This is a genomic window from Achromobacter aloeverae, from assembly GCF_004121055.1.
In the GTDB taxonomy this organism is placed as follows: Bacteria; Pseudomonadota; Gammaproteobacteria; order Burkholderiales; family Burkholderiaceae_B; genus Bordetella_C; species Bordetella_C aloeverae.
On record NZ_PYAL01000007.1, the window covers coordinates 298,696 to 324,510 of the forward strand.

Sequence of the window (25,815 nt, forward strand, 5' to 3'; positions counted from 1 at the left end):
GGCGCACGATAACAACACGGAGACTACCCACCATGAACAAGCGCAGCTTCATCGCCGCCCTCCCCGCCGTTCTAGCCGCGGCGGCCGCCTTCGCGGCCACGCCGGCCCAGGCCGCGGCCCCCTTTCCCGACAAGCCCATCACCCTGGTGATTCCCTATCCGCCCGGGGGGCCCACCGATGCCATGGCGCGCACGCTGGCCAACGAGATGTCGACCCACCTGCCGCAGCCGATGATCGTCGAGAACCGCGCCGGCGCCAACGGCAATATCGGCGCGGAATATGTCGCGCGCGCCGCGCCGGACGGCTATACGCTGATGTTTGGTACGTCGGGACCGCTGGCCATCAATGCCAGCCTGTACCAGGGCCTGGGCTACGACCCGGTAAAGAGCTTCGCGCCCATCATCCATGTCGGCTACCTGCCCAATGTGCTGGTGGTGAATCCCGCCATCCCGGCCAAGACGGTGCCGGAGTTGGTCGCCTGGTCGAAAACGCATCCGCGCGCGCTGTCCTTCGCCTCGTCCGGCAGCGGTGCGTCTTCCCACCTGGCCGGCGTGATGTTCAACAGCGTGGCGGGCACCGACTTCCTGCACGTTCCGTACAAGGGCACGGGCCCGGCGCTGAACGACCTGCTGGGCGGGCATGTCGCCATGAGCTTCACCGACGTGCTGACGGCCAAGCCCTTCGTGGAAAACGGCAAGCTGCGCGCCCTGGGCGTCACCACGCTCAAGCCCTCGCGCGCGCTGCCGGGCGTGCCCACCATCGCGGAACAAGGCTACCCGGGCTACGACGTCAGCGTGTTCTTCGGCGTCGTCGCGCCCGCGGGCACGCCCGCTGACCGCATCGAGGCGCTCAACCGCGCTTTCGTGCAGGCGCTGAGGTCGGAAAAGGTCAAGGCCCTGTTCGCGTCGCAGGGGCTGGAGTCCGCGCCGGACAGCAGCCCGCGCGCCCTGGGCGCATTCATCGCCCAGGAGAAGGCCAAATGGGCCGACGTGGTCAAGCGCTCCGGCGCGCAAATCAACTGAGGACGGCGAGATGACAACTGCGGACGGCGACACGACGCAAGCAGGTCCCGGCAGCCTGGCCGGCATCCGTGTACTGGATCTTTCCCGCATCCTGGGCGGCCCGTATTGCGGGCAGATCCTGGGCGACCATGGCGCCGATGTGCTCAAGATCGAGCCGCCGCAAGGCGACGACACCCGCACCTGGGGGCCGCCCTTCCGCGACGGCGTGGCGTCGTACTACTACGGCTTGAACCGGAACAAGCGTCTCCAGCACCTGGACTTCGCCACGGAGGCCGGCCGTGCGCGGCTGCTGGAACTGCTGGCGCAGGCCGACGTGCTGGTGGAGAACTTCAAGGTCGGCACCATGGAGCGCTGGGGACTGGGATACGAGACGCTGGCGGAGCGCTTTCCGCGCCTGATCTGGTGCCGGGTTTCCGGTTTTGGCGCCGACGGTCCGCTGGGGGCGCTGCCCGGCTACGACGCGGCGATACAGGCCATGAGCGGCATCATGAGCGTCAATGGCGAGGCAGGCGGCGACGCGCTGCGCGTGGGCTTGCCGGTGGTGGACATGGTGACGGGCCTGAACGCCGTGATCGGCGTGCTGCTGGCGCTGCAGGAGCGCCAGCGCAGCGGCCGCGGGCAGTTCGTCGAGGCCGCGCTGTACGACAGCGGCATCTCGCTGCTGCATCCGCACGCGGCCAACTGGTTCACGGATGGCCGCACGCCGCGCCGCACCGGCAACGCGCATCCCAACATCTACCCTTACGACACATTCCGCACGCGCACCGATCCGCTGTTCCTGGCGGTGGGCAACGATCGCCAGTTCGGCGTGCTGTGCGCCGTCATCGGCCGTCCCGGCCTGGCGAGCGATCCACGTTATGCCGACGCGGGCGGCCGGTCCGTCCATCGCGGCGAACTCAAGCAGGCACTGGAAGCCGCCCTGGCGGACTTCGACGCGGACGACCTGCTGCAACGCCTCATGGCCGCCAACGTGCCGGCGGCGCCGGTGCTGGACGTGGACGCGGCGCTGACGCACCCTCACACCCGTCATCGCGGCATGGTGGTCGAAATGGAGGGCGGCTATCGCGGCCTGGGCGCGCCGGTGAAGCTCAGCCGCACGCCGGCGACGTACCGCCATGCGCCGCTGGCCACGGGCACGGATTTCGCGCCGACGCCGCTGCCGCCGGCGTCCGAGGCCTCCTGAATATCAGCCCGCTGATATCCCCGCGCCAAGTCTTGCCGCGCCTTTCCGGCATCCCTATTCTCGTCGCCTGACCACCGTGCAGGCCGCCACGCGCGGCCCTGCACGCCAAGCAACGAGAAGGAAGAGACCATGCTTACGCGGGATCTCGGCGCACGCATCGCGCGCGCCGCCGTCGCCGGCACCTCCCACGCGGCGAGGGTCGCCGCGCTCCCCGGCGTCATCGACACCATCGGCACGATGCTGGCGGGATCGGCCGAACCTCCACCGCGCACCCTGTGCTCGGGCCTCGCCCCGCTGCCGCCAGGCCAGGCCTGGGAATGCGTCGGCGGCACGCGCGTCGACGCCGCCAGCGCCGCCCTGGTCAATGGCATGGCGGCGCATGTCCTGGACTACGACGACGTCGCGCTGCGCGGCCATCCCAGCGCCGTCATGGTGCCCGCCATCCTGGCGCTGGGCCAGGCCCTGGGCCGCAACGGCCGCCATGCCCTGGACGCCTATGTCGTCGGCTACCAGACCTGGGGCGACCTGGTCGAGCGCGAACGCGGCATGCATCCCATCAAGGGCTGGCATACGACCAGCGTCTTCGGCGCCGTCGGCGCCGCCGCGGCCTGTGCCGCCCTGCTGCGCCTGGATGACGTACGCGCGGCCCACGCCATCGCCCTGGGCGCGACGCAAGGCGCCGGCCTGATGGCGAATTTCGGCAGCATGGCCAAGTCCTACCAGACGGGCCGCGCGGCCCAGGCCGGCGTGCTTGCCGCGAAGCTGGCCGAAGCCGGCATGACGGCCGGCGCCGACGTATTCGAGCATCCGCAAGGCTTCCTGCGCGCCCACTCCCCCCAGGGCGACGTGGACACGGCGTCCCCCCTGTCCAGCACCGAAAACGAAAGCGGCTGGCTGGTCGAGCAAACGCCCGTCAGCATCAAGCGCTATCCGACCTGCTATTACACGCATCGCGCGCTGGATGCCATCCTGGCCTTGCTCGCGAACACGCCGGTCGATATTCGCGATGTCGAGGCGGTGCGCGTGCGCATCAGCCAGGAGCACGCAACCATCCTGCGCAACCATGCGCCGCGCACCGGGCTGGAAGCAAAATTCAGCATGGAGTTCGCCATGGCCTGTGCGCTGCTGCACGGCAAGGTCGGCCTGACGGAGTTGACCGATGCCTGCGCGGGTGCGCCGGCGATGCAGGACCTGATGCGCCGCGTGCGCGTGGAAACCGTCGTGGCGGACTCGGCCGAATGGCATGGCGCCGCCGCGTTCGACGAGGTCATCGTCGAACGCGATGGCGTGCCGCCCCTGCGCAGCGATCCGGTCAGCCATCCCGCCGGCCATGCCAGGCGGCCGCTGACGCCCGCGCAGCTGGATGCGAAGTTTCGCGACTGCCTCGACCACAGCCCTTATGCCGCCGCGGGGGACGCCTTGCTGAGCGCCCTGCACAAGCTGGAAGACACGCCGCTCACCGATTTTCAGCCCGCGCGCTGATTCCCTTTCTTTCTTCGGACACTTTCCATGACGCATACACAACACGCTTCCGATACGTCCCTCTCCATGGCGCTGGGCGAGGACTACCCCGACATACGCGATTCCGTACGCCGCGTATGCGCCGACTTCCCCGCCGACTACTGGTCCAGCCTGGACGAACGGGAAGACTATCCCACGGACTTCATCAAGGCGCTGACGGATGCCGGCTTCCTGGCGGCGCTGATCCCGGAGGAATATGGCGGCACGGGGCTGCCCCTGCGGGCGGCGGCGGTGATCATGGAGGAGATCTGCGCGGCGGGCTGCCATGCCGCCGCAGGACATGCGCAGATGTACATCATGGGCACCGTGCTGCGTCACGGCAGCGATGAACAGAAGCGCAAATACCTGCCGCGCATTGCGTCCGGCGAATTGCGCCTGCAGGCTTTCGGCGTCACCGAACCCACGACCGGCTCGGACACCACCCAGATCAAGACGCGCGCCACCCGCAGCGCCAACGGCTACGTGCTGAACGGCCAGAAGGTGTGGACGTCGCGCGCCGAGCATTCGGACCTGATGCTGGTCCTGGCCCGCACCACGCCCGCCAACGAGGTGGCCAAGCGCATCGACGGCATTTCCACCTTTCTCATCGACATCCGCGCCTGCCTGGGCCGCGGGCTGGAGATCCGTCCGATCAAGGCGATGGTCAATCACCACGCCACGGAAGTTTTCTTCGAGAACCTGGAAATCCCCGCCGACGCGCTGGTGGGCGAGGAAGGCCGGGGCTTTCGCTACATCCTGGACGGCATGAACGCAGAACGCATGATCACCGCCGCCGAAGCGCTGGGGTCCACGCGCTGGTTCCTGCGGACCGCCACGCAATACGCGCGCGACCGCATCGTGTTCGGTCGCCCCATCGGCGCCAACCAGGGCATCCAGTTCCCGTTGGCGCAGGCCTATATCCAATCGGAAGCCGCCGACATGCTGATCCGGCGCGCCACCGCCATGTTCGAAGCCGGCCTGCCTTGCGGCGAGCAGGCCAATATCGCGCGCTATGTGGCGGCGGAAGGCCTGTGGAATGCCGCGGAAGCCTGCATGCAGACGCATGGAGGCTTCGGCTTCGCCCGCGAATACCACGTCGAGCGCAAGTGGCGCGAGGCCCGCCTGGCACGCATCGCGCCGGTGTCCACCAACCTGATCCTGGCCAATATCGCGCAGCACACGCTGGATCTGCCGCGCTCCTACTGAACGGAATGGACATGTCTCCCGATACTTCCACGGCAACCACGACATCCGCGCACGATTATGCCGAATGGCTGGGCAGGACCGAAACCCGCGACGACGAAATCGGCCTGACCCTGGCGCGGCGCGCGGCGGTACTCAGCGACCTGGACCCCATGGCCTATCGCCGCGGCTCCGCCATCCCGCCGCACTGGTACTCGATGTTCTTCACGCCCAATGTCCCGGCCGCGCGCATCGGCCATGACGGCCATCCGGCCAAGGGCGATTTCCTGCCGCCGATCGCGCTGCCGCGCCGCATGTTCGTCGGCCGCGAAGTGTCCTTCCTGCATCCCTTGCGCATAGGCGCCGAGGCGGTGAAGACCTCCCGCATCACCGCGATCACGCCCAAGACCGGCCGGTCCGGATCGCTGGTGTTCGTGCAGGTCACGCATACCATCAGCGTCGACGGCCAGGACGCCGTCATTGAAAAGCAGAACGTCGTCTATCGGGAAGCGCCGTCGTCATCGACAGCCGGCGCGTCGTCGGCCGCCGCCGCGGACCCTTCCTTGCCGCCGGCGGCATGGCGGGAGCAGCGGCTGATCGACCCGGTGCTGCTGTTCCGCTATAGCGCGCTGACCTGGAACAGCCACCGTATCCACTACGACGCCGACTATGCCCGTGACCAGGAAGGCTACCGGGGCTGCGTCATGAATGGCGCGCTGACGCTGCACCTGCTGATCGACGCGGCCCTGCGCCGCGTGAACGGACGATCTTTGCGTCGCCTGGAGGCCCGCCTGTCCAGCCCGCTTTTCCTTGGCGACACGATGACGCTGGAAGGCACGGAACCGGCGCCCGATGGCGAAACCGGGCCGGGTGCGGGACTAGATACTGGACTGGATGCGGGACTGGATACGGCGCAGGCCCGTGTCCTCGACCCCCAAGGTCGCATTGCCGCCCAGATCACCTTGGGCTATGCGCCCGCCGCGGAGCTTGGCCATGTCGCACGTTGAATTGCCATTCTGGCGATCGCTGCTGTTCTGTCCCGCCAACGCGCCGCGCTTCATCGCCAAGGCCCATGAACGGGGCGCCGACGCCATCATCCTGGACCTGGAGGATGCGGTCGCGGTCGCCGAGAAAGCCAGCGCCCGCCAGGGCGTCGCACAGGCGGCCGCCCAAGTGGGCAGCGGCGGCGCCGACGTGCTGGTCCGCATCAATCGCGAACTGGACCTGGCGGTCGCCGACATCGCCGCCGCCGTCGGGCCCGCCGTCCGGGGGCTGGTCGTGCCCAAGGTGCTCGGACCCGAGCACCTGCAATTGATCGCCGAAGTCATCGATGCGCGGGAGGCCGAACGCGGCTTGCCGCGCGGCCATACCCGCCTGGTCGCGCTGGTCGAAAGCGCGGCGGGCGTCACCCGGCTGGACGCCATCGCGCACGCGCATCCGCGGCTGGTCGGCATGGCGGTGGGCGGCGAAGACCTGGCCACCGATCTCGATGCGGAGCCGTCCGCCGACACGTTGTATGTCGCCAAGATGATGGGCGTGCATGCCGCGCGCGCGGCGGGCATCCTGCCGCTGGGCGTGCTGGCCAGCGTAGCCGGCACCCATGACGACGATGCCTATCGCCAGATGGTGTTGCGATCGCGCCGGCTGGGCTTTGCCGCCGCCACCTGCGTGCACCCCCGCCAGGTGGCGATATTGAACGAAGCCTTCAGTCCGGGCGCGGCGCAGGTAGAGCGCGCCCGCGCCGTGGTCGCGGCGTACGAGGCCGCCGTGGCGCGGGGCGCCGGCGCCGTCGCGCACGAAGGCGACATGATAGACAGGCCGGTAGCGCTGCGCGCCATGCGCCTGCTCCAGCGCGCCACCACCGTGGCGCCCTCCCACAAGGATTCCTGATATGTCCAGTGCACACCCCCTGCGGGGCTATGTCGTCGTCGAACTCGGCCATAGCGTGGCCGCTCCCTATACCGGCCTGATCCTGGCGGAAATGGGCGCCGAGGTCATCAAGGTGGAGAACCCGGACGGCGGCGATGCGGCGCGCGGCTGGGGACCACCCTTCGTGAATGGCGCCGGTCCCCATTTCAGCGCCTTCAACCGCAACAAGGCCAGCCTGGCGGTCAACCTCGCCGACGAGGGCCAGCGCGATGCCCTGGTGTCGCTTATCCTGGCGCGCGCCGACGCGGTGGTCTGCAACCTGCGCGCCGGCGCGGCGGCCAAGCTGGGCGTCGATGCGGCCCGCCTGCGGGCGCTGAAACCGGCGCTGGTCTATTGCGACCTGGGCGCCTTCGGCAGCGGCGGCCCGCTATCGCACAAGCCGGGCTATGACCCCTTGATGCAGGCGTATTGCGGCGTGATGAGCGTCACCGGCGAAAGCGCCGAACGGCCGCCCGTGCGCGTGGGCGTTTCCATGGTGGACATGGGCGCGGGCATGTGGTCGGCGATCGGCATCCTGGCCGCCCTGCTGGAACGCAAGGACACCGGCGTGGGCGGACATGTGGAGACCTCGCTGTTCGAGACCGCGCTGGCCTGGGTGGCCACGCCCATGGCCCGCCACGCCATGGGCGGCGGACCGCAGAAGCCCCAGGGCTCCGGCGCGGCGGGCATCGTGCCCTACCAGGCGTTCCGTACCCGCAGCGGCTGGCTGGTCATCGGCGCGGGCAACGACCGCCTGTATGGCCAGCTCTGCCGCGTCATGGGCCGTCCCGACCTGGCCGAGGATCCCCGCTACCTGCGCAATGGCGACCGAGTGGTCAACCAGGCGACCCTGCTGCCTGTCATCGAGGCCTACGCCGCGCAGTACGACAGCGATACCTTGTCCGCCATCCTGGACGAGGCCGGTATCCCCAACGCGCCCGTCCAGACCATCGCCCAGCTGGCGCGGGACGAGCACGCCCGCCGGTTGGGTATGATCCAGGAAAAAGACGGTCACGAAACCGTCGGACTGCCGATACGCTTCGACGGCTTGCGTCCGCCGCTGCGCACGACTTCCCCCGCGCTGGGCGAGGCCAACGAGCGGCTGCTTGGAGACAACCACGATGCACGGTGCGGATGACCTGCCGATCACTGCCTATCTTCCCAATGACCCCTACGGCAAGTCCGTGGGGGCGGTCCACCGCGGACTGGAGATCCTGGAACTGTTCGCCGTCGAGCAGACGCCGCTGACGGTCAACGAGATTTCCCGCAAGCTGGGGTACCCGCAATCCAGCACCTCGGTGCTGCTGCACGGCCTGCACAATCTCGGCTACCTGCTGCACGACCGGCGCGCCCGCACGTTCTATCCCAGCGTGCGGGTGGCCTTCCTGGGACTGTGGATGCACCATCGCCTGTTCAACGAAAGCAGCCTGCTGCAGTTGATGGAGCAGCTGGCGCAGGCCACCGGCCATGTGGTGCTGCTGGCGATCCAGAACGGACTGTATGCCCAATACATGCATATCGTGTCCGCGCGCGCGTCCCGGGTCGGCTTGAAACCGGGGCTGATGCGTCCCATCTGCCGCGCCGCCGTGGGCAAGGTTCTGCTGAGCCTGCGCGACGACGACGAAATCCTGCGCATCGCCCGCAACGCCAACGCCATCGACAGCGAAATCGCCGCGCCGCTGGATCTAGATGTGCTCATGGCGGAGATCCAGGCCTGCCGCCGGACCGGTTTCGCGTATAGCCGGGAAGCGGTCACGACGGGCTCGTCGGTGGTCGCCACGCGCCTGCCCATCGATGTCGCCGATGCGCCCCTGGCCATCGGCATTGCCGTGCATGCGCACGAGTTCGAGTCCTCGCGCGAACGAATGGAAACCATCTTGCGCGAAGGCCTGCGCCGGCACTTCGATCCCGCCGCGGCGGCCACGCATGACCGCCCGGCGGGCGCTCCGCCCCCCCACGGGCGCTATGCCGTGGGCAAGGGCGGCTGAATCAGGGGCCCACGTTGGGAGACCCACGTCAGGAGACCCACGTCAGGACGTCCACGCTATTGCAGCGTCAAGCCGGCCGCCTTCACCAGCTGTCCCCACTTCGCGTTTTCATCCTTGATGGCCTGCGCGAATTCCTCGGGCGAGCGCTGCCTGGGTTCCAGGCCCTGGTTGATGAAGTATTGCTTCAGGTCGCTCGACACCAGCGCCTGGTTGACCTGATCGTTCAACTTCTTCACCACGGCCGGATCCAGGCCCTTGGGCGCCAGGATCCCGTTCCAACCGACGGCCACGCAGCCCGGCACGGTCTCCACCATCGTCGGGACATCGGGCAGGGACGACAGGCGGTCCTGGTTGAAAATGCCCAGGGCCCGCAACTCACCGCCCTTGATCATGGCCAGGGCCGACTCCAGGCTGACGATGGCCACGTCCACGTGATGGCCCATCAGGTCGTTCAGCGCAGGCATGCTGCCCTTGTAGGGCACATGCAGCATTTTCACGGACGCCTTGGATTCGAACAGGACGCCGCCCAGGTGCGCCGCGCTGCCCAGTCCATACGAGGCGAACGACACCTGGCCGGGCTTGGCCTTGGCCTTGTCGACGACGTCCTGCACCTTCTGGAAAGGCGAATCCTTGGTGGTGACCATCACCAGCGGGATCTCGGACAGCAGCGCGATGGGCGTGAAGCTGCTCGCGGGATCGTAGTTGACCTTGTACAGGTGGGGATTGATGGTGAACGAGCTCGATGCGTACAGCAGCGTGTTGCCGTCCGGCTTCTGCGTCGACACGTAGTCGGTCGCCAGGATGGTATTGGCGCCCGGCTTGTTCTCCACCAGGATGTTGCGGTCGCCGCGCTTGTTCATGCTGGTGGCGACCAGGCGCCCCAGCGTGTCGGCGCCGCCGCCCGGCGTGTACGGCATGATCATGCGTATGGGGGCATCCCCCTGCGCCATGCCGGTCAACGGCGTGCCCAAGGCCCCTGCGAGCAGGCCCGCCACCAATACTCTTCTTGCCATTTCCACGGATGTCTCCTCTTTTCGGAATGGCGTAAGTATTGGAATGGGCTCCTTTCCGGTCAATACGGGACGCGAGGATATCAGGCTGCTGATATCTGCGTGTCCGGGAACCCTGCCGGGATTTCGTGGTCGAGGGCGCGGCCCGCGTCAGCAGTCGAAGTCGCGCGCCAGCTTGCGGGCGGCGTTGGCGAACAGCAGCACGTCCACGCCCGTGGCCACGAAGGTGCAGCCGAGCTGCAGGTAGCGCCGCGCGAGGGCGGGATCGGACGTCAGCGTGCCGGCCGCCTTTCCCGACGCCACGATGGTCCGCATGGCCTGTTCGATCGCGGCCTGGACCTCCGGATGCCCCGGGTTGCCGCGGTGCCCCATGGACGCGGCCAGGTCGGCCGGGCCGATGAAGACGCCGTCCACGCCGTCGGTGTCGCACAAGGCCTGCAGATTGCCCAGCGCGGTGACGGTCTCGGCCTGCACCAGCAGGCAGACCTCGTCGTCGGCCACGCCCAGGTAATCCGTCCGCAGGCTCCATTGCGATGCGCGTCCCACCGCGCTGCCCACCCCGCGGATGCCCAGCGGCGGATAGCGCGTGGCCGCGACCAGCGCCCGCGCCTGTTCGGCGGTATCCACCATCGGTATCAACAGCGTGCGCGCGCCGATATCCAGCAGGCGCTTGATGCCCGCCGTATCGCTGTCGACGGCCCGCACGACCGCCTGCGACGGATAGGGCGCCACCGCCTGCAAGGCATGCAGCGTGGTGCGCAAGTCATTCGGCGCATGTTCCCCGTCGATCAGCAGCCAGTGGAAGCCCGCGGTAGCCGCCACTTCGGCCAGGTACGGGTCGGCCATGGACAACCAGAGGCCGATGCGCGGCGTCCCCGACGCCAACGCGGATTTGAATGGATTCAGTGCGGGCATGGCATGTCCTGATGGAAACAGAAAAGGAGGAGAGGAAAGGAAGGCAATGGCACGGCCGGTGCACGTCGAAGGGCCTCAGCTGACCACGCCAAGGTGCCAGGGCACGAACTCATGGTCGCCCAGGCCCAGGCGCTCGCTCTTGGTGGCCCGGCCCGACGCCGCCTGGAGGATTTCTTCGAAAATCACCTGCCCCATCTGCGCCACGGTCAGCTCGCCGTCCAGCACGCGTCCGCAATTGATGTCCATGTCCTCCTCGAGGCGGCGGTACATGGGCGTATTGCTCGCCAGCTTCAGGGTCGGCGCGGGCTTGGAGCCGAACATCGAGCCCCGTCCCGTGGTGAAGCAGATCAGGTTGGCGCCGCTGGCGATCTGCCCGGTCACCGCGACCGGGTCGTAGCCCGGTGAATCCATGAATACCAGGCCCGCCTGCGTGATCGGCTCCGCGTACTCGTACACCGCCTGCAAGGGCGTGCTGCCGCCCTTCATCGCCGAGCCCAGCGATTTCTCGAAGATGTTGGCCAGGCCGCCCTGCTGGTTGCCATGCCCCACCTTGCCGTTGAACTGGGCGTTCTGTCCCGCCGTGTAACGCTCCCACCAGGCCAGCCGGGCGAGCAGCTTCTCCCCGACGGCGCGGCTGACCGCGCGGCGCGTCAACAGATACTCCACGCCGTGGATCTCGGGCGTCTCCGACAGGATGGCCGTGCCGCCGTGCCTGACCAGGATATCCATGGCGGCCCCCAGCGCCGGATTGGCGGTGATGCCGGAAAAACCGTCGGAGCCCCCGCACTCCAGGCCGATCTTCAAATGCCTGGCCGATACCGGCACGCGGCGACAGGCGTTCGCCGCGGGCAGCATCTCCCGCACCGCCGCGATGCCCGCCGCGATGGTGGCGCGCGTGCCGCCCGTGTCCTGCATTACCAGCGTGCGCACGCGCGGGTCCTGCGCCAGGCCTTGGGACTCGACCAGCGCATCCACCTGGTTGCGTTCGCAGCCCAGGCCCACGATCAACACGCCCGCCAGGTTGGGATGGCGCGCATAGCCCGCCAGGGTACGGCGCAGCACGTCGAAATGCTCGCTCGGCGAGGACATGCCGCAACCGCTCGTCTGCGCGAAGGCGGCCACGCCATCGACATTGGGATACGCCGCCAGGGCTTGCGCGTCGAAGTGCGCGGCGATGTTCCGGATCACGGTCGCCGAACAGTTCACCGAGGACAGGATGCCGATGAAATTGCGCGTGCCCACGCCGCCGTCCGGCCGGAGATAGCCCATGAAGCTGGCCTGTTCGGCCTCCGGCAGGTAGTCGACCGGCGCCACGTCCTGGCAGAAACCCGGGTCGCGGTGGATATCCGCCAGGTCGACGTTATGCGTGTGCACATGCTCGCCGGGTTCGATGTCGCGCCCCGCCACGCCGATCACCACGTCGTACTTGCGCACCGCCTCGCCCCGCGCAATGCGCCGCGCGGCGATCTTGTGGCCGGCGGGGACCTGGGCGCGCACGCGCAGGTCCAGGTCCGGGATGGCCTGGCCCAAGGCCAGGCCATCGCGAGCGATCAGCACATTGTCTTCGGGGTGCAGCCGGATAAGCGGGGAAAGCGTCACGGGTTCAGCCTTGTTGCAATAGCGCCTTCAGGCCCAGGCGGGCGATCAGCCGGGTCTCCTGGTCGTAGACCTGGGACACGTAGCGCTGGTAGTCGGGACCGTCCAGGTACATGATGGGCGCGTCGATGGTATCGGTGATCTTGCGGAAATCGTCGCTGGCCACCGCCTGCCGGAAGGCATCGCGCAGGACCTTGTCCACGGCCGGATCCAGGCCCTTGGGCGCGCCCACGCCGTTGGGCGCGTCGACCACCACGTCGTAGCCCAGGTCCTTCAGCGTGGGGCTGTCGCGAAAGCGCGGCGGACGTTGTTCGCCCCACGTGGCCAGCAGCCGCAGGTTGCCGGACTCTACCTGGGGCGCCCAGGAGCTGGAGTCGGCCAGCATGTCGATCTGCCCGCCCAGCAGGTCCTGCAAGGCCGGCGCGCCGCCCTTGTAGGCAATGGCATTGAGCTTGATGCCGGCGGCGAGGGCGAACTGCTCCATGCCCACGTGCGTCGCGCCGCCCACGCCCGCGTGCCCATACGAAACGATGCCGGGGTGGTCCTTGGCGTACGCCACCATGTCCGCCAGCGTCTTGAAGCGCGAATTCGCCTTCACCACGATGCCGAAGGTCTGGCCCGAGGTGCGCGCGATATACGTGAAGTCGGTGCGCGGGTCGGCGGCCAGCATGTTCAATTGCGCGAACCGGGTGACGGAGATGGGGATCTGCCCGATGGTGTAGCCATCCGGCTTGGCGGTGGCGATGGCCTTGGCGCCTATCATTCCCGACGCGCCCGCCCGGTTCTCGACCACGATGGTCTGGTCCAGCACCTTGCCCGCGGCCTGGCACAGCACGCGCATGGATTGGTCGGCCGTACCGCCGACCGCCCACGGACAGATGAACGTGATGGGACGGTTGGGAAAACCCGCCGCGCGGGCGGCGCGCGGCAGCAGCGTCGACGCGGCCATGGCGGCACCGCCCAGCAATAGCGTCCTGCGCGACGGCAGCGTCGCAAGTGTGTTCTTCATGGTCTCCTCGCTCTGTTTTTCTACCGCGCGGTGGCCTCGCGGACGTGCCACGGGCCGGTTCGCGGCGGTGCTGTCAGCCCGGATCGGGGCGCCCGAGCGTGCTCGCATTGTGGCTGTCCTTTCCATAACCTTCCATTCGAATATCGGCATTGCTGCATAACATCCCTGTTAAGTACACTCACCGCCATGGCCCAACTCGACCGTGTACTGCGCAGCAACATCAAGCTGCGCCACCTGCAATTGCTGGTGGCGCTGGACCAGTTTCGCCACCTGGGACGCACATCCGAATTCCTGTCCGTGAGCCAGCCGGCCGTCTCGCGCATGTTGACGGAAATCGAAGCCATGCTGGGGCAGACGCTGTTCACCCGCTCCACGCGGGGCACCGAACCCACGGCGGCGGGCGGCGCCATGCTGCGCTTCGCCCGGTCGGTGCTGGCGCAGTACGAACGCACCCGCGACGAGATCGGCGCGCAGGAAAGCGGCGCGGCCGGCCGCGTGCGCGTCGGCGCCATGGGCGTGGCGCTGTCGCCGCTGCTGGCCGACGCGGTGGATACCTTGAAGGCGCAGTCGGCGCGCGCCACGGTGCTGATCGAAACAGGCGACCTGACGGGCCTGCTGCCCAAGCTGCGCCTGGGCGAAATCGACCTGTTCGTGGGCCGCCTGGAGCCGGGTTACGCCGCGCCGGACCTGACGACCGAAGCCCTGTATGAGGAACCCATGGTGGCGGTCGTCGCGCCGGACCATGCCCTGTCGCGGCGGCGCAAACCGGGCTGGGCGGACATCGCCGCCCTGCCCTGCGTCATGCCGCCGCCGTGGGCCTCGCTGCGCGTGAAGCTGGAGCAGCAATTCCACCGCCATGGGGTGCAGCCTCCCGGCGACGTCATCGAGTCATCTTCCTACCAGGCAATCGTCCTGTTCGTGCAGCGGCGCGGCGCCGTGGGCTTCCTGGCGGCCAGCGCCGCCCGGGAGCACGCGAAGGCCGGCGCGCTGCGCGTGCTGCCCCTGGACGTGCGGCTGGACCTGCCCAGCGTCGGCATCATCGCCATGCGGAACGTGGCGCCGACCGCGATCGCGCTGCGTATGACCGAATGCCTGCGGCTGGCCGCACGCGGCATGCCGGCACGGGCAAAGCCGCGTCGGTCTGCCCGATAGAGACGCAACCCAATGGCTGCCGGGTCCGCCGGGGAAGCCGTGGCGGCGCCCCTAGTGCGCTCCCGACGCGTCCGCGCCACCGCCGCCCTTGGCGGGCCGCGTGATCCAGATCAATGGAATGATCAGCAGGAAGATGATCGCCGAGACGAAAAAGATGTCGTTCAGCCCCATCATCGCCGCCTGCGCGTTGACGGTGGAATCGAACAGGTTGTTGGCCGCGTTGGTGTCCAGGTGCAGCAGCGAACGGATCATGTCGATCTGGTGCGCGAACAGCGGATTGTCGGCATTCGCCGCTTCCGTCAGGCGCTCGTGGTGCAGGACGGTTCGGTCGTTCCATACCGTGCCCGCGATGGAGGTGCCGATGGCGCCGCAGAACACCCGCACGAAGTTCGACAGGCCGGCCGCGGCCGGGATGCGGTGCGGCGGCTGGCCGGACAGGATGATGGCCGTCAAGGGAATGAAGAACAACGCCATCGGGATGCCTTGCAGCAGGGTGGGCAGCACCAGGTGCCAGGTGTCGATCTCCAGCACGTAGTCGGCCCGCATGTAGAACACGCCCGCGAACGTGAGAAAGGCCACCGTGGCGATGATGCGCGCGTCCGACTTGGGCAGCAGCTTGCCGACCACCGGGGACAGGACAAGCGCGAAGATGCCCAGCGGGGCCATCACCATGCCGGCATCCACCGACCGGTAGTTCAGGTATTCCTGCATCCACTGCGGCAGCAGGACCAGGTTGCCGAAGAAAACGCCATAGGCAATGGAAATGGCGACCGTGCCGCCCAGGAAGTTGCGTTGCCCGAACAGGCGCAGGTCGACGATGGGATGCGCCTCCGTCAGCTCCCAGATCACGAAGAGGACGAAGCTGACGAAGGCCGTGACGGCAAGTCCGACGATGAGCCCGGAACTGAACCAGTCCAGGTCGCGCCCCTTGTCCAGCATGATTTGCAAGGCGCCCACCCAGGTGATGAGCAGGCACAGGCCGACCAGGTCGATGGGCAGCTTGCGCGTGGGCGATTCGCGATGGCGATAGATGCTCCAGCTCACCAATGCCGCGAAGATGCCCACGGGAATGTTGATATAGAAAATCCACGACCAGCTGTAGCGGTCCGTTATCCAGCCCCCCAGCGACGGACCCGCGATGGGTCCCACGGTCGCGGTCATGGCCCATAGGGCCAGGGCCATCGAACTCTTTTCCTTCGGATACGACCCCAGGAGGATGGCTTGCGACATGGGTATCAGGGGACCCGCGACGACGCCTTGCAGCACCCGCGCGAACAGCAGCACGGGCAGGTTGGGCGCGATGCCGCAGAGGAAGGACGCCAGCGTGAACAGCGCCACCGCGCCGACGAACAGCTTGATCTGCCCCAGCCGCTGCGTCAGCCAGCCCGTCAAGGGAATGGACACGGCATTGGCCGCGGCGAACACGGTGATCACCCAGGTGCCTTCATCCACGGACACGCCCAGGTTGCCCGAAATCGTCGGAATCGCCACGTTGGCGATCGAGGTGTCGAGCACGTTCATGAAGGTCGCCAGCGCCACCGCGAAGGTGGCCAGCACGAGTTGCCCGCCATGCAAGGGCGGATAGGGAGCGGGTTGTTGGGTGGCCATGGCTGCGGAAGGTGAGGAACGCGAATTGCGGTGCGGCAAACGATATAGCGTCGCATGAATAGCTGAATATGGCCTGAGTCCAGTTGGCCTCGGGTATCGGCCCCGAGCTATTCTTGCGGTGCGTCCCCGCTTTCACCCCGGCTGGTCCGGCGGCGAAAGTCCCCCTGAAAATCTCCGGCGGCGAGCAATTGCGCTCCCCCAGGGCCGTGGCCTCACGGCATAGGAAGCGTCCATGAATGGCGAGGGCATGTCCGGCTTGACCCTGTTTTCCATGTTGGCCCAGGCCAGCCGGGCCGCGTTGGCCTCGCTCGGCCGGGAGCTGCGCGCCTGGCGCCCGTCGCGCGAGCGCGCCATGTTCGGCATCGAAGCCTTGCTGTCCGTCGCGCTCGCGGTGGCTGCAGCGCATGCGCTGCAGCTGACGCACACGTGGTGGGCGGCGCTCAGCGGCTTCGCCGTCATGCAGGCCAATTTCTCGGCATCCCTGCAACGGGCCGCCTATCGCATCGTCGGCACGGTGGCCGGCGCCGCCATAGGCACGCTGGCGGGGCCCTGGACGGGCGACGCGCCCTGGCTCTTCGTGCCGGCGATGGCCGTCATCGGCGCCGTCACGGTCTATAACGTGAACGCCTCCCGCTGGGCCTATGCCTGGATGCTGGGCGGCATCACGGCGCTGATGGTGATGTGCGAAGCACGGACTGGGCCGGGCTTGCAGCTGACCGCTGAATTCGCCACGCTGCGCGTGGCCGAGGTCGTGGTCGGCACGCTGGCCTGCGTGCTGGTGGCGACACTGTTCCATTGGGGCGCGAAGGCGTACTCGGAGTACCGGATATCGGTCGAGATCGCGCCTGCCGGCACGGCGGGAACGGGGCCGGGGCCGGTGGCCGAGGCGAGGGCCGAGGCAAGCGCCAAGTCAGGGGCCGAGGCAGGAGTCGAGGCAGGGTGGGCAGTATCACCGGACACGGCAGCGACGGCGACCACGGCGGGGCGGTGGACGCCCACCGCCGACGGCAAGGCCCCGGCCGACCCACCGGCCGACCCGCCCGCCACCGCGACGCCGCCGGCGTTGCGCCGCCTGCTCGCCATGCAGGCCGCGCTGGCCATCGCCCTCATCGCCGCGTCCGTGCAATTCCTGCAGCTCCCCGGCTACGAGCAGGCCATGGTCACCGCGATCGCCGTGTTGATGCTACCGGCCGGCCAGCACCCCGACACCGTCCACAAGCCCATGTTGGAAAAGATGACGCAGCGCGCCATCGGCTGCCTGCTCGCCGGCATCATAGGCGTCGCCATGCTGCCCCTCATGAGGGGCCATGCCGTCCTGTGCCTGATGGCGCTGGCCGCGGGCGTGTGGGCGGGCTGCCATGTGCAGACCGGCAAGGAAGGCGCCAGCTACGTCGGCCGCCAATTCGCCATCGCCTTCCTTATGGTATTCGTGCAGGACCAGCTATGGTCCGCCGATCCGATGCCCGCGCTATTGCGCCTGGCGGGCATCTTCGCCGGCATGGCCGCCCTGCTGGCCGCCGTGCTGGCGACGTCCGCCTTCCGGTTCGCCAGGGACCCATCTCCGCCCGGTTAAAAACGCGCTGCGCGCGAAGCGTCTCCCGTCTCCTGGCGGCGGCCCGGCCCGCCGCGGCCGTCCCTCCTACGCCGCCACCGCGTGCTCGGCCTGCCCCACGGGCCGCAGGCCGTAGTGGTCCCGCAAGGTCGTGCCGGTATAGTCCTCGCGGAACAGGCCGCGCTTGCGCAGCAAGGGGACGACCTCGCTGGCGAACAGTTCCAGCTGTTGGTTGATGATGGGCGGCATGACGTTGAATCCATCCGACGCGCCGGACGTGAACCAGTCCTGGATGATGTCGGCGATCTCCTCCGGCGTGCCGGCCACGGCCAGGTGGCCGCGGGCGCCGGCCAGCCGGCTGAGCAGCTGGCGCAGCGTCAGGCCCTCGCCCAAGGCCAGGTTCACGTAGCCGATGGAACGGCTCTTCGATGCCTGCACCTGGTTGGGGTCGGGAAAATCGTCCCGGGTCAGCTTCCTGTCCAGCGGAATGCCCCGGAAGTCGTGCCCGCCGAAGCGGTCCGACAAACGGGCCAGCCCGACTTCCGGATGGGTCAGCGCATCCAGTTCTTCCCATACCTGCCGCGCCTCATATTGGGTCGAACCGATGGCGGCGCTGATGCCGGGCAGGATGACAATGTCTTGCGCCCGTCGGCCATGGCGGGCGGCGCGCCCCTTCACGTCGCCATAGAAGGACTGCGCCGATTCCTTGGTCAGGTGCGCGGTGAAGATCGCCTCGGCCCATTTGGCGGCGAAGTTGCGGCCATCGTCGGACTGACCCGCCTGCACGTACAAGGGCCTTCCCTGAGGCCCGGCGGGCACGTTCAGTGGACCGCGGGTCTTGATGTACTGGCCGTCGTAGTCGATGGGCTGGATCCCGGACATATCCAGGTAGCGGCCGCCATCGCGATCGTCCAGCACGGCGGCGGCGGGATAGCTGCGCCATAGCGCATCCACCGCCTCGATGAATTCCTCCGCGATGCGGTAGCGGTCGCCATGCCCCACGTTCTCGGTGTGTCCGTAGTTGGCGCCGGCTCGCGGCAGCCAGGACGTGACGATGTTCCAGCCAGCCCGGCCCCCGGACAGGTGGTCCAGCGACGCGAACTGGCGCGCCAGCGTATACGGATGGTTATACGTGGTCGATGCCGTGCCGATCAGCCCGATATGCCGGGTGCGCGCCGCCAGCGCCGTCAATAGCGTGAGCGGTTCCAGCGCACCGTTGGCGACCAGGCCGCCGTTCTCGGCCACGGCCAGCGAATCCGCCAGGAACACGGCGTCGAATTTCGCCGCTTCGGCGATGCGCGCGGCGTCGGCGTAGAGGTCGATGTCGGTCAGGGCGCGCGGGCTGGAGCCGGCATGGCGCCAGGCGGCCTCGTGATGCCCGCGCGCCATCAGGAAGAGGTTCAAGTGCAATTGTCGAGCCATGGCATATCCTTTTTTCTAGACGGGCGTCTGTTCCACCCCGAGGCTGCGCAGCAGCCTTGCCCTGAGGGCGACGAAGGCCCCGTCGCCGGACTGTCGGGGATGGGGCAGGCCGACGACGTGATCTTCTTCGATACGGCCGTTGCGCAACACCAGCACGCGGTCCGACAGCATCAGCGCCTCGTCCACGTCGTGGGTGACCAGGATCACCGTGGGCCGCTGCCGCTCGACCAGGCGGAACAACAAGGCGTGCATGCGCAAGCGCGTCAGCGCATCGAGCGCCCCGAACGGTTCATCGGCCAGCAGGACGTCCGGCTCGCGCAACAATGACCGGGCGAGCGCGGCCCGCTGCTTCTGGCCGCCGGACAGGGTCGACGGCCACATCGTCGCCTTGCCGCCCAGCCCGACGGCGTCCAGCATGTCCAGGGCGGCCTGGTCGGCATCCGCGCGCCGCAGGCCCAGCTTGAGGTTCTCGATGACCGGCAGCCAGGGCAGCAGCCTGGCGTCCTGGAAAAGCACGGAGACGCTGCCCCGCACGTGCAGGCTGCCGGACGTCTCGGCGGCATCGTCCAGGCCCGCCAGCGTGCGCAGCAAGGTCGTCTTGCCGGAACCGGACTCCCCCAGCAGGGCGACGAACTGGCCGCGCGGCACGCTGAGCGACAGCTGGTCCAGCACCGCCTTGCCGCCGAAGCCGCGCGACAGGCCGCGCAGCTGGACGGCGCTTTCCGTGGAAAAAGAGGCCGTCATGATCCCAGCGTACGCCTGTAGGAGAGCGCGCGGCTTTCCAGCAGCCTGACCACCGCGTCCGAAGCCAGTCCCAGCGCCGCGTAGATCATGATGCCCACGACGATGATGTCGGTCTGCCCCCAATCCCGTGCCCGGTTCATCAGGTAGCCGATGCCAGTCTGGGTGTTGATGAGCTCCAGCACCACCAAGGCCGTCCAGCACAGTGCGACGGCCAGCCGCAGGCCGGTGAAGAACCCGGGCAAGGCGCCCGGCAAGGCCACCTTCCTGATGAACTCCCCTCGCGTCAGGCCCAGCGTCTGCGCCAGTTCGATGTGTCCGATGTCCATCCCCTTCAACGCGGCATGCGTGTTGATGTAGATCGGCACCAGCACCGACGTGAAGATGAGGAAGACCTTCATGGCCTCGCCTATGCCCAGCCAGATGATGGCCAGGGGGATCAGGGCCAGCGTGGGAATGGCGCGCTTGATCTGCACCAGGCCGTCGATCAAGGCTTCGCCGGTGCGCGTCAGCCCAGCCGCCAGCGCCAGCGCGACGCCCGCGACGATGCCCAGGAGCAGGCCGCCATAGGCGCGCGTGGCGGAAGCCAGCAGATGCGGCAGCAGTTCGCCGTCGGCGAACATGCGGGCCGCCGTGGCCAGCGCCTGGCTAGGCGCGCTCAAGGTCGACGGCGAAAGCCAGCCCAGGCGTGCGGCTCCCTCCCAGGCAAGCAAGGCGATGAGCGGACCAAGCAGGCGCATGCCGGCCGGCAGCCGCCGCGGCGCGTAGCGCCTGGCGCCGGCGTGATGCGAGCCGGGCTCGCCCGCGGCCTCGGATTCCGCCGCGGATTTCGGCGCGGTTTCCGGATAGGCGCCAGCCTGGGTAAGGGAGGATGACAGCGAGGGTGGCGACATCGTATTTCCTCGATCGAATACCCGGCGTCAGCGCTGCGCGGCGATGACCGCGTCGTAGGCGTCGGTGAAGGATTGCGTCGCGTCCAGGCGCTGCTTGATGGAGCCCGCGGCATACAGGATGTCGATGAGCTTCTGGTGGTCCGCCACGGCTTCGCGCGACGTCTGGAAAACCAGCGGCGACTGGGACGCGAGGATGGCCGCCGTGCTTTGCGGATCCAGCCGCTGGAAGTCCGTGTAATAGGCCTTCCCCCATTGCTCCTGGTGCGCGTTGCTCCACTTCCCGGCGCGCACGAGCGCGCCGACGAATGCACGGATGGCGGCGGACCGGCGCGGATCGGCCAGGACTTCGGGCCGGGCGTAGATATAACTGACGCCCGGCAGGAGCTGGCGCTCGACCGGGTCCCGCACGGGCGTCGCCCCCACCTGCTTGGCCAGCCGGGTGACATAGGGTTCGTTCAGCACCGCGACGTCGATGGCGCTCGAGCGGATCGCGTCCGGCAGGTCGGCGATGCGCAGCGCCACGGGCTCGATATCCTTGAGGGTGAGACCCGCGCGGCTCAAGGCCTCGATCAGGAACACCTGTCTGCCGGAACCCTCGATATAGCTGATCCGCTTGCCCTTGAGCTGCGCCAGCGTGTCGATCACCAGGCCGGGCCGGCTGACCAGCCGGTACGTCGACAACTGCCGCGAGATGGTGGCGACGATGGGCAACAAGGTGCCCGCCGCCCGCGCCTGGATGGGCGGCGTGTCGCCGACATAGGCGATATCGAGCGCGCCGGCCCGCATGGCCTCGAAGATGGCGGGGCCGCCGGCGAAATTGGGCAGTTGGAGGTCGAAATCCAGCGTTTTTCTTTCCCCGCTGGCCTCAAGCAGGACACGCACCAGTTCGCCCTGGTCGGCAAGGACCAGCCTGGTCTTGGGATCCACCGCCGCTTGCGCCAAGGCGCGCGCGCCCCACGTACCCGAAAATACCGCCGCCGACGTCGCGGCAAGGAAAGTGCGCCTGTCCATATCATCCGAATCGAAAAGAGTCGGATATGTTAAGAAGCAGGCACGGCGCCTAGAAATACAAAATGCGCATGAGCTAATCCGTGGACGGTGCCGGGGCGCCGCCCCGCCGCGTCACTCCGCCGCGTCACTCCGCCGCGTCACTCCGCCGCGGCTTCCAGCGCCTGCGTCAGCGACAACGCCTGCCGTTCGAACAGGTTCCGGTAGACGCCCCCCGGCCGCTGGATCAGCGCATCGTGCGTTCCTTCTTCGATGATGCGGCCCTTCTCCAGCACGATCAGCCGGTCCAGCGCCCGCACGGTCGACAGCCGGTGCGCGATGACCAGCGTGGTGCGGCCCACCATCAGCCGTTCCATGGCCTGCTGGATCAGCATCTCGCTTTCGCTGTCCAGGCTGGACGTGGCCTCGTCCAGGATCAGGATGGGCGCGTCGGCCAGGAAGGCGCGGGCGATGGCGACGCGCTGCCGCTCGCCGCCCGACAGCTTCACGCCGCGCTCGCCCACCAGCGTGTCGTAGCCGCGCGGCAGCGCGGCGATGAAATCGTGGGCATTGGCCAAACGCGCGGCCGCCTCGATATCGGCCTGCGAGGCGCCAGGACGCGCGTATGCGATGTTCTCCGCCAGCGTGCGGTGGAATAGCACGGGGTCCTGCATGACGATGGCGATCTGCGCACGCAGCGAGGACTGCGCCACCTGCGCGATATCCTGGCCGTCGATGCTGATCGTTCCGGTATTCACGTCGTGCATGCGCTGGATCAGCTTGATCAGCGTGGTCTTGCCGGAGCCCGAATGCCCCACCAGGCCGATGCGTTCGCCCGGCGCGATATGCAGGGAGAAGTCCCGGTACAGCGGCGTCACGTGGCCGCCGTACTGGAAGGTCACGTGCTCGAAGCGGATGTCGCCCTTGGTGATGACGATGGGCCGCGCGCCGGGACGGTCGGCGATACCGGGCGGCTGGCGCTCCAGGCCCACCAGTTCTTCCATGTCGTTGACCGACCGCTGCAGGTTGCGCACATGCATGCCAACCTCGCGCATATAGCCGTGCAGGATGAAATACATGGTCAAGGCGAAGGTGATGTCGCCCGCGCTGGCTTGCTGGTCGGCCCACAGCAGCAGCGCGGCGCCGACGATGGCGGTGCGCATGGCGATCAGCAGCGCGCCTTGCAGGCCGCCGTTGATCGTGCCCCGTATCCATCCGCGATAGGTGCGGTCGCGCCATTTCGCCAGGATGCGGCCCAGGCGCGCCTCTTCGCGCGGCTCGGCGCCGAAGGCCTTGACCACCGCGTTGCAGCTGATCGCATCCGCCAGCGCGCCGCCCAGCCGCGTATCCCAGGAATTGGCCAGCCGGGCGGCCGGCGCGACGTAGAGCAGGGACAGCGTAACGATCACCACCAGGTAGATCACGGCCCCGCCGCCCACCACCAGCCCCATGACCGGCCAGTGCCAACCCAGCAGCACGGCCGCTCCCACCAGCATCGTCAGCGAAGGCAGCAGGGCCACCAGCAAGGTATCGTTCAGCAGGTCCAGCGCCCAGATGCCGCGCGTGATCTTGCGGACCGTGGAACCGGCGAAGGTATTGGCGTGCCAGTCGCTGGAAAAACGCTGGACGCGGTGAAAGGCCTCGGCGCAGATGCGGTTCATCATGCGCACCGTCAACGCCGAGATCACGCCATACGACAGTTGTCGCAGCACGGTACCGGCCAGGCCCACGACGATCAGCAGGACGAAGGCCGACAGCGCCGATTTCCAGATGGCGGGATTGGAGGGGGGGCCCGCCGTCACCGCGTCGATGAGACGGCCGGCGAACAAGGGGGTGACCACGTCCGCCAGCGCACCGCCCAGCACCAGCAAGATGATGAGGGCGATGCGGCGCGGCTGGTGGCGCCAGTGATGGAAGGTGTAGCCGAGGACATCCTTGAAGACCTGTCCTCGCATGTCGATGCGCGTGCGCTTGGATTGACGTGGCATGGCGTAGTGGGCGGGGGCCCCGAGCAGGGCTGGCTGCCGCAGGCTGAATGAACGGTTTCCAGTGTATCCCGCCCTCCCCGCCGCGCATGCGTTGACCCCGCGAGCGCCGCTGCGTTACCGTGTCCCCCAAGGAAAGCGCACGGCAGGCCAGCCGTGGCGACTATCCGGACACCACGCTCATACAAGGGGAATCAACTTGAGCACGACCATCATCGACGCCCTGCGCGGCATCGACACGCCCACCGTCTGCAATGCCATGATCGTCATGGACCCCGCCTTGCGGGGCAGGAACTACACCCTCGACACCGTGGTCGCGGCCAATCCCGGCCTGCCGCCCTTCACCGGCTATGCGCTGACCGCGAAGATCGTGTCCTCGCAGCCCTGCACGGATAGCCCCGAGGTGATGGCCCAGCGCCGCTACGCCTATTACAAATACCTGGCCGACGCGGGCCGGCCCACCGTCGTGGTCATGGAAGACTGCGGCAGCCGGCCCGGCGTCGGTTCCATCTGGGGCGAAATCAACGCGTCGCTGCACAAGGCCATGGGCGTGGCCGGCGTGGTGACCAATGGCGCGATCCGCGACCTGGACACGCTGCCGGCCGGCTATCAGCTGCTCGGCGGCAACGTCACCCCCGGCTCCGGCTTCGCGCACCTCGTCGATTTCGATACGCCGGTGACGGTATTCGGCCTGGCGGTGCGCCCGGGCGACCTGGTCCACGCCGACCGCCATGGCTGCGTCGTCATCCGTCCCGACCTGGTCGAGAAACTGCCGGCCGCCATCGCCCGCGTGCAGCAGCGCGAGTCCACGCTGCTGAAGGTGCTGAACGGGCCGGACTTCGACTACGACAAGCTCATAGCGGCCTGGCATCAGTTCGAAATAAAGTAGCGCCCGCGCAGCACGGCATTGGCTGGATCCGAACACCTCCGGCCCACGACCGATGCCAACGCGATGGACAGCGCGATATAAACCGCCAGCATCAGCAAGCGCCAGTCGCCCGCCACTTCGGCGGCCGGCCAGGCGGTCCTGGCCAGGCCCAGCACGAGCAAATGCAGCAGGTAGAGTTCGTAGCTGCGCCGGCCGCAAGCCGCCAGCGCCCGCGCTATCCACCGCGCGGTTATCCACAGCGGCCGTGCCAGCCGGTGACGACCGGCGTACCGGCGCGGGCCCCGTCCGGCCTGCATCCGGCCTTCCCCCGCACCACAAGGAGCCGCTTCCTGCCTGCCGCGATCCTCGCGCCCCTCGGCGCCAAGCAGGAGCCACGCCGTCCCCAGCGCCATCGCCGTCACGCCCAGCACGTTGCTCTCGCCTATGGGCCATGCCAGGTACAGCACGGACATCGCGATCGCGACCAGGGCGCGCGCCGCGCGCGTCCTCGGCAAACGGACGCCGCCGCGACGCGCCAGCACCGCGCCGCAGCAGCCGATGGCGATGGCGTCGAAGCAGGCCAGGTAACCGTACAGGTAGGCCTCCGCGTCCCCCTGGTGGGCCAGCCGGTACCATGGCCCGGCGCAAACGACCATGAGCGCCAGCACCGGCAACAGCCACCTCCGCTGACGCGCCAAGCCGATGCACAGCAAGGGGAACAACAGGTAGAAAACGAGTTCGACGGAAAGCGACCACAACACGCCCAGCGGATAGTTGACCCAGCCCACGCGCGTGATGAGGACGTTCATCCAGAACGTCAGCGCGGCGGCATTGACGGTCCACAGCGATACCGGCGCATCCACCCGATTGTCGAAGATGCGCACCCCGGCCAACGCCAGCGTATCGACCACCAGCAGCACCAGCACCAGGCAGGGCAGGATGCGGGCTGCCCGCAAGACGTAGAAGTCGGCCAAGCGGATGCGCGCCAGGCTTCCCCAGCGCGCCAGCGCATTGCGCGTAATGAGGAAGCCGGACACGGCGAAGAACATCGTCACGCCGTAATTGCCGTTGCGCACGATCGCGTGCACCAGCGGCCAGCCCAGCCACGCGGCCAGCGTCGTACGTTCCAGGGAGTACGCGATATTGAAGTGATGCAGCAATACCAGCAGTATCGCGATCCCGCGCAGCGTATCGATGCGCCAGTCCCTTGCGCCGGAAGTCATGGGTTCGGCGTCACGGGCCGGCGTTCAACGGTGGCAGGCGCGTTCCGGCTCACACTCCGGCTCACACGCCG

The 25,815-nt window shown here is 68.2% G+C and carries 22 protein-coding genes; 11 read left to right on the top strand and 11 right to left on the bottom strand.

The window, feature by feature from the left end:
* Positions 1–32: 32 nt before the first annotated feature.
* From C7R54_RS22765 to C7R54_RS22800, 8 genes are all read left to right on the top strand, one after another.
* Positions 33–1,022: a Bug family tripartite tricarboxylate transporter substrate binding protein gene (locus C7R54_RS22765; protein WP_129152829.1), complete on the top strand. Its 990-nt coding sequence runs from the start codon at positions 33–35 to the stop codon at positions 1,020–1,022.
* A gap of 10 nt (positions 1,023–1,032) precedes the next feature.
* Entirely contained in the window at positions 1,033–2,205 is a 1,173-nt protein-coding gene (locus tag C7R54_RS22770) for a CaiB/BaiF CoA transferase family protein (protein ID WP_129152831.1), read from the top strand.
* Positions 2,206–2,334: 129 nt separating this feature from the next.
* Positions 2,335–3,687 carry an MmgE/PrpD family protein gene (locus tag C7R54_RS22775; RefSeq protein ID WP_129152833.1) on the top strand — a complete coding sequence of 451 codons (1,353 nt, stop codon included), beginning with the start codon at positions 2,335–2,337 and terminating at the stop codon, positions 3,685–3,687.
* Between the two features lie 27 nt (positions 3,688–3,714).
* Positions 3,715–4,911 (top strand): acyl-CoA dehydrogenase family protein, encoded by a 1,197-nt coding sequence (locus C7R54_RS22780; RefSeq protein WP_129152835.1) that lies wholly within the window; start codon positions 3,715–3,717, stop codon positions 4,909–4,911.
* 11 nt (positions 4,912–4,922) lie between these two features.
* Positions 4,923–5,894 (top strand): HTD2 family dehydratase, encoded by a 972-nt coding sequence (locus C7R54_RS22785; RefSeq protein ID WP_129152837.1) that lies wholly within the window; start codon positions 4,923–4,925, stop codon positions 5,892–5,894.
* On the top strand, positions 5,881–6,777 hold the full coding sequence (locus C7R54_RS22790) for an HpcH/HpaI aldolase/citrate lyase family protein (protein WP_129152839.1): 897 nt from the start codon (positions 5,881–5,883) through the stop codon (positions 6,775–6,777). Before C7R54_RS22785 ends, C7R54_RS22790 begins: the two co-directional genes overlap by 14 nt.
* Position 6,778: 1 nt before the next feature.
* Positions 6,779–7,933 (top strand): CaiB/BaiF CoA transferase family protein, encoded by a 1,155-nt coding sequence (locus C7R54_RS22795; protein ID WP_129152841.1) that lies wholly within the window; start codon positions 6,779–6,781, stop codon positions 7,931–7,933.
* Positions 7,917–8,783, top strand: coding sequence for an IclR family transcriptional regulator (locus tag C7R54_RS22800; RefSeq protein WP_129152843.1), 867 nt, complete (start codon positions 7,917–7,919; stop codon positions 8,781–8,783). Before C7R54_RS22795 ends, C7R54_RS22800 begins: the two co-directional genes overlap by 17 nt.
* Before the next feature lie 56 nt (positions 8,784–8,839).
* Here the strand turns inward: C7R54_RS22800 and C7R54_RS22805 are convergent, their stop codons facing one another.
* The 4 genes from C7R54_RS22805 to C7R54_RS22820 form a co-directional block, all read right to left on the bottom strand.
* The gene (locus C7R54_RS22805; RefSeq protein ID WP_129152845.1) at positions 8,840–9,796 is read right to left on the bottom strand and encodes a Bug family tripartite tricarboxylate transporter substrate binding protein; all 957 of its coding nucleotides are present in this window, start codon (positions 9,794–9,796) and stop codon (positions 8,840–8,842) included.
* 147 nt (positions 9,797–9,943) lie between these two features.
* Positions 9,944–10,708 (bottom strand): aldolase/citrate lyase family protein, encoded by a 765-nt coding sequence (locus C7R54_RS22810; protein WP_129152847.1) that lies wholly within the window; start codon positions 10,706–10,708, stop codon positions 9,944–9,946.
* Positions 10,709–10,783: 75 nt separating this feature from the next.
* Entirely contained in the window at positions 10,784–12,307 is a 1,524-nt protein-coding gene (locus C7R54_RS22815) for a UxaA family hydrolase (RefSeq protein WP_129152849.1), read from the bottom strand.
* 4 nt (positions 12,308–12,311) lie between these two features.
* Positions 12,312–13,313: a Bug family tripartite tricarboxylate transporter substrate binding protein gene (locus C7R54_RS22820; RefSeq protein WP_129152851.1), complete on the bottom strand. Its 1,002-nt coding sequence runs from the start codon at positions 13,311–13,313 to the stop codon at positions 12,312–12,314.
* Between the two features lie 186 nt (positions 13,314–13,499).
* Between C7R54_RS22820 and C7R54_RS22825 the strand changes: the two genes are divergently transcribed.
* Positions 13,500–14,465, top strand: a complete 966-nt coding sequence (locus tag C7R54_RS22825) for a LysR substrate-binding domain-containing protein (RefSeq protein WP_129152853.1) — start codon at positions 13,500–13,502, stop codon at positions 14,463–14,465.
* Positions 14,466–14,516: 51 nt separating this feature from the next.
* Here the strand turns inward: C7R54_RS22825 and C7R54_RS22830 are convergent, their stop codons facing one another.
* Positions 14,517–16,073, bottom strand: a complete 1,557-nt coding sequence (locus tag C7R54_RS22830) for a DHA2 family efflux MFS transporter permease subunit (protein WP_129152855.1) — start codon at positions 16,071–16,073, stop codon at positions 14,517–14,519.
* 247 nt (positions 16,074–16,320) lie between these two features.
* On the opposite strand from C7R54_RS22830, the gene C7R54_RS22835 reads away from it, so the two are divergent.
* Positions 16,321–17,646 carry an FUSC family protein gene (locus C7R54_RS22835; protein ID WP_240039671.1) on the top strand — a complete coding sequence of 442 codons (1,326 nt, stop codon included), beginning with the start codon at positions 16,321–16,323 and terminating at the stop codon, positions 17,644–17,646.
* A 66-nt stretch (positions 17,647–17,712) separates the two neighbouring features.
* Here C7R54_RS22835 and C7R54_RS22840 read toward each other — a convergent pair whose 3' ends face one another.
* The 5 genes from C7R54_RS22840 to C7R54_RS22860 all read right to left on the bottom strand — a co-directional run bounded on the left by C7R54_RS22840 (position 17,713) and on the right by C7R54_RS22860 (position 23,656).
* Positions 17,713–19,047, bottom strand: a complete 1,335-nt coding sequence (locus C7R54_RS22840; protein WP_129152857.1) for an LLM class flavin-dependent oxidoreductase — start codon at positions 19,045–19,047, stop codon at positions 17,713–17,715.
* 15 nt (positions 19,048–19,062) lie between these two features.
* Positions 19,063–19,791 (bottom strand): ABC transporter ATP-binding protein, encoded by a 729-nt coding sequence (locus tag C7R54_RS22845; protein ID WP_129152859.1) that lies wholly within the window; start codon positions 19,789–19,791, stop codon positions 19,063–19,065.
* On the bottom strand, positions 19,788–20,681 hold the full coding sequence (locus C7R54_RS22850) for an ABC transporter permease (protein ID WP_129152861.1): 894 nt from the start codon (positions 20,679–20,681) through the stop codon (positions 19,788–19,790). Before C7R54_RS22850 ends, C7R54_RS22845 begins: the two co-directional genes overlap by 4 nt.
* A gap of 27 nt (positions 20,682–20,708) precedes the next feature.
* A complete protein-coding gene (locus tag C7R54_RS22855; RefSeq protein ID WP_129152863.1) occupies positions 20,709–21,692 on the bottom strand; it encodes an ABC transporter substrate-binding protein in 984 nt (327 codons plus the stop codon).
* 137 nt (positions 21,693–21,829) lie between these two features.
* Positions 21,830–23,656 (bottom strand): ABC transporter ATP-binding protein, encoded by a 1,827-nt coding sequence (locus C7R54_RS22860; protein ID WP_129152865.1) that lies wholly within the window; start codon positions 23,654–23,656, stop codon positions 21,830–21,832.
* Between the two features lie 196 nt (positions 23,657–23,852).
* Between C7R54_RS22860 and C7R54_RS22865 the strand changes: the two genes are divergently transcribed.
* A complete protein-coding gene (locus tag C7R54_RS22865; protein ID WP_129152867.1) occupies positions 23,853–24,542 on the top strand; it encodes an RraA family protein in 690 nt (229 codons plus the stop codon).
* Here the strand turns inward: C7R54_RS22865 and C7R54_RS22870 are convergent.
* On the bottom strand, positions 24,524–25,744 hold the full coding sequence (locus C7R54_RS22870; protein WP_129152869.1) for an acyltransferase family protein: 1,221 nt from the start codon (positions 25,742–25,744) through the stop codon (positions 24,524–24,526). The two genes, C7R54_RS22865 and C7R54_RS22870, sit on opposite strands and share 19 nt — an antisense overlap.
* Positions 25,745–25,815: the final 71 nt, after the last annotated feature.

Coding starts and splice junctions, on each gene's coding strand:
- C7R54_RS22870 (WP_129152869.1), bottom strand. CDS start 25,744: ATGACTTCCGGCGCAAGGGACTGGCGCATCGATACGCTGCGCGGGATC.
- C7R54_RS22850 (WP_129152861.1), bottom strand. CDS start 20,681: ATGTCGCCACCCTCGCTGTCATCCTCCCTTACCCAGGCTGGCGCCTAT.
- C7R54_RS22805 (WP_129152845.1), bottom strand. CDS start 9,796: ATGGCAAGAAGAGTATTGGTGGCGGGCCTGCTCGCAGGGGCCTTGGGC.
- C7R54_RS22795 (WP_129152841.1), top strand. CDS start 6,779: ATGTCCAGTGCACACCCCCTGCGGGGCTATGTCGTCGTCGAACTCGGC.
- C7R54_RS22855 (WP_129152863.1), bottom strand. CDS start 21,692: ATGGACAGGCGCACTTTCCTTGCCGCGACGTCGGCGGCGGTATTTTCG.
- C7R54_RS22765 (WP_129152829.1), top strand. CDS start 33: ATGAACAAGCGCAGCTTCATCGCCGCCCTCCCCGCCGTTCTAGCCGCG.
- C7R54_RS22820 (WP_129152851.1), bottom strand. CDS start 13,313: ATGAAGAACACACTTGCGACGCTGCCGTCGCGCAGGACGCTATTGCTG.
- C7R54_RS22810 (WP_129152847.1), bottom strand. CDS start 10,708: ATGCCCGCACTGAATCCATTCAAATCCGCGTTGGCGTCGGGGACGCCG.
- C7R54_RS22775 (WP_129152833.1), top strand. CDS start 2,335: ATGCTTACGCGGGATCTCGGCGCACGCATCGCGCGCGCCGCCGTCGCC.
- C7R54_RS22780 (WP_129152835.1), top strand. CDS start 3,715: ATGACGCATACACAACACGCTTCCGATACGTCCCTCTCCATGGCGCTG.
- C7R54_RS22835 (WP_240039671.1), top strand. CDS start 16,321: ATGTCCGGCTTGACCCTGTTTTCCATGTTGGCCCAGGCCAGCCGGGCC.
- C7R54_RS22770 (WP_129152831.1), top strand. CDS start 1,033: ATGACAACTGCGGACGGCGACACGACGCAAGCAGGTCCCGGCAGCCTG.
- C7R54_RS22785 (WP_129152837.1), top strand. CDS start 4,923: ATGTCTCCCGATACTTCCACGGCAACCACGACATCCGCGCACGATTAT.
- C7R54_RS22800 (WP_129152843.1), top strand. CDS start 7,917: ATGCACGGTGCGGATGACCTGCCGATCACTGCCTATCTTCCCAATGAC.
- C7R54_RS22845 (WP_129152859.1), bottom strand. CDS start 19,791: ATGACGGCCTCTTTTTCCACGGAAAGCGCCGTCCAGCTGCGCGGCCTG.
- C7R54_RS22830 (WP_129152855.1), bottom strand. CDS start 16,073: ATGGCCACCCAACAACCCGCTCCCTATCCGCCCTTGCATGGCGGGCAA.
- C7R54_RS22860 (WP_129152865.1), bottom strand. CDS start 23,656: ATGCCACGTCAATCCAAGCGCACGCGCATCGACATGCGAGGACAGGTC.
- C7R54_RS22825 (WP_129152853.1), top strand. CDS start 13,500: ATGGCCCAACTCGACCGTGTACTGCGCAGCAACATCAAGCTGCGCCAC.
- C7R54_RS22840 (WP_129152857.1), bottom strand. CDS start 19,047: ATGGCTCGACAATTGCACTTGAACCTCTTCCTGATGGCGCGCGGGCAT.
- C7R54_RS22790 (WP_129152839.1), top strand. CDS start 5,881: ATGTCGCACGTTGAATTGCCATTCTGGCGATCGCTGCTGTTCTGTCCC.